This is a genomic window from Mesorhizobium sp. M2A.F.Ca.ET.037.01.1.1 (assembly GCF_003998075.1).
Classification (GTDB): domain Bacteria; phylum Pseudomonadota; class Alphaproteobacteria; order Rhizobiales; family Rhizobiaceae; genus Mesorhizobium.
Genome location: NZ_RZSA01001009.1, coordinates 1 through 2,282, shown reverse-complemented (window position 1 = coordinate 2,282; position 2,282 = coordinate 1). Strand labels below are relative to the sequence as shown.

Annotated in this window: 3 protein-coding genes and 1 pseudogene; 2 read left to right on the top strand and 2 right to left on the bottom strand. The window is 62.9% G+C overall.

The window, feature by feature from the left end; translation table 11 throughout:
• Positions 1 to 230: pseudogene (glyA, locus tag EOA27_RS32630) on the bottom strand (serine hydroxymethyltransferase); the annotation flags it as partial.
• A gap of 755 nt (positions 231 to 985) precedes the next feature.
• On the opposite strand from glyA, the gene EOA27_RS42560 reads away from it, so the two are divergent.
• Positions 986 to 1,474 (top strand): hypothetical protein, encoded by a 489-nt coding sequence (locus tag EOA27_RS42560; RefSeq protein ID WP_245467070.1) that lies wholly within the window; start codon positions 986 to 988, stop codon positions 1,472 to 1,474.
• Between the two features lie 11 nt (positions 1,475 to 1,485).
• Positions 1,486 to 1,710 carry a helix-turn-helix transcriptional regulator gene (locus tag EOA27_RS42555; protein WP_281059503.1) on the top strand — a complete coding sequence of 75 codons (225 nt, stop codon included), beginning with the start codon at positions 1,486 to 1,488 and terminating at the stop codon, positions 1,708 to 1,710.
• A gap of 36 nt (positions 1,711 to 1,746) precedes the next feature.
• Here EOA27_RS42555 and EOA27_RS32620 read toward each other — a convergent pair whose 3' ends face one another.
• Positions 1,747 to 2,043 (bottom strand): hypothetical protein, encoded by a 297-nt coding sequence (locus tag EOA27_RS32620; protein ID WP_126082944.1) that lies wholly within the window; start codon positions 2,041 to 2,043, stop codon positions 1,747 to 1,749.
• Between the last annotated feature and the right edge of the window lie 239 nt (positions 2,044 to 2,282).

The following is a 2,282-nucleotide window of genomic DNA, read 5'->3' as shown; positions in this document are numbered from 1 at the left end:
CCATAGTAGCGCTTGCCCGGATAGCCCTCGGCATATTTGTTGGTCATGATCGAGCCCTGCGCTTCGAGCACGGCGCGCGACACGATGTTTTCCGACGCGATCAGCTCGATCTCATGGCGCTGGCGACCGAGCTCGTTGCGGATGGCGCCGAAGATTTCCGGATCGGCGTCGGCAAGCGTGGTCTCGAAGAAGGATTCGAATTTGCTGGAGGCTGCCGCTGCATTTGACATGGCTTGCTTTCCCTTGGGGCCGGAGGTCTGCGAGGTCGCCGCGCATTAACACAGTTGTTTTCGGGCCGCCACGTTTGCGGCGCGAAATTTGCTAGCCGGTTTGCGCCAAGACAAAGCCGCCTGGTTCTAATCCCGCGGTTCCCGGCCCTTGAGGATCGCTTCGGAGAAGGTGATCTCGGTCAACAGCTTGCGCGCCGTGTGGTAGTTGATGTCACCGCGGCGCAGCATGGCCTGCAGTTCGGCGCGCTCGGCCTCGATGCCGGCCAGCCTGACTCCGAGCTCGATCCGGCCGGATTCGCGGGCCTCGGCGCGCAGCGTTCGAAGCGGCCACAGAAGATTTTAGCAAGGCGAAGATGCGCCCCGACGGCCCACGCCCGCTCTTTCGCCGCAGCCGCGGCGCTTGGTCGAGAGCGTCCCCCAATGTCGGGGCGCATCCGGCGGCTCGCGATATCCGGAGCGCCAGCCAAATTCGAAAAAACCGGCCGGCACCCGGCGTCAGCGCAAGGCTGCTAAGGGGCGCCGGGTGGCCGGCCGCCACGCCAAGGTCCTGGAATCGGCGTGGCAAATACAGAAGAGGGGCGCCGGGTCCGCAGAAGCGCGCGTGTGGCTGGCGCCGCGTCTTTCCTGATACGCGAGAGGCCAACTCCATCAACCTTTCGAAAACGCGGGGTTGACAGACGAAGCGCCCCTGCCCTTGCGGCATGGCACGGCCCGTGCAACCCTGCGTTCCGGGTGGGTTGAAACTGGGGCGAACGATGCTGTCACGATTGATGACGCATGTGGAGGCGGCGTATGCGGCGCGCACGGCCGAAGACGCCAGCGTGGCCCTCTTCGCGGCAATGGAAGATTTCGGCGCCTCCTATCTGCAGACGAGGCTTTACCGCAGGCCGGCGGCAATCCTGACATCGGCCAGCCATTGGGCAGCCGGCGGCTTCATCACCAGGCTGGCACCGAGCGGCTGGCCCGGCAGTCCGGCCTTCGACTATGTCTGCTTCGAATGCAACCCGCTGCTGGGGGCGATCCGCGAGAGCCGCACAAGCTACCGCTTCAGCGATTTCGCGCCGCACGACGATGCGCAATACGGCGCCTATTGGGAGGCGCTGAGCGAGGCGAATATCGACGACGCGCTCTGCGCCACTTCTTACGGCGCGGGTGGCGTGATCGCCTCGCTGCATCTCGGCTTTCGCCGGCGGGAGTTTGCGCCGGACAAGCGTTCGCCATCCACATGGCAGGCCTTGCCTTGACGGAAAGGCTGATGAGCCTGACCTCGCCGCCCCCGACCACGGCGGTCAGGCTAACGACGCGCGAGCGCGACAGCCTGGCTTTGGTCGCCGAGGGCAAGACCGACTGGGAGATCTCGGTGATCCTCGGCATCGCGGAGGCGACCGTGCGCTTCCATGTCGACAATGCCAGGCGCAAGCTCGGCGCCGTCAACCGCGCGCAAGCGGTGGCGCGGCTGGTGAACCAGCGACTGATATAGCAGTTCGGCAGAGAGGCCAGCAGGTCGGGCGAATATTTACGCTAAGAAGCCGAGTTTAAATGCGGCGATGGAGCCACCAAGTAGCACTACGACCAACACGTAGTTTACCCTGGTCAGCAACGACACGGCTCTCGCTTGTTTGGGTTTCGCCGTCAGTGAAATCGCTATCAACGCAAGCACAGTCCCCAACGCCCAGATCGCCACAGTCATTGGCCCGTACCGCATAAGCAATGCAGCGAAATTTCGGAACTCCGCAGCGTCGTCAAACAGTGCAAATCGAGCAACCAAAACGACGGCCAACGCGACTGCAATTGCTTTGATATGCCAACGCATACGTTATCGCCCTCTTGTTTAGCCTATATCGGGTTGCATCCTTCTTGAAGGTTAACGGCGCCGGCTGCAGAACCCTCATGCCGCAACAAAAAAGCCGCCCCAATGGGCGGCTTTTGCAAACAAGATCAAATGCTTACTGAGCCGAGCTGATCTGCAGCTCTTGGGCGCCATCGAGGGCGTAGATGTCGTCGCGGAACTGAACGACGCCGGGGGCGGTCGACCAGGCCGACAGATAGAGG

Coding starts and splice junctions, on each gene's coding strand:
- EOA27_RS42560 (WP_245467070.1), top strand. CDS start 986: ATGCTGTCACGATTGATGACGCATGTGGAGGCGGCGTATGCGGCGCGC.
- EOA27_RS42555 (WP_281059503.1), top strand. CDS start 1,486: ATGAGCCTGACCTCGCCGCCCCCGACCACGGCGGTCAGGCTAACGACG.
- EOA27_RS32620 (WP_126082944.1), bottom strand. CDS start 2,043: ATGCGTTGGCATATCAAAGCAATTGCAGTCGCGTTGGCCGTCGTTTTG.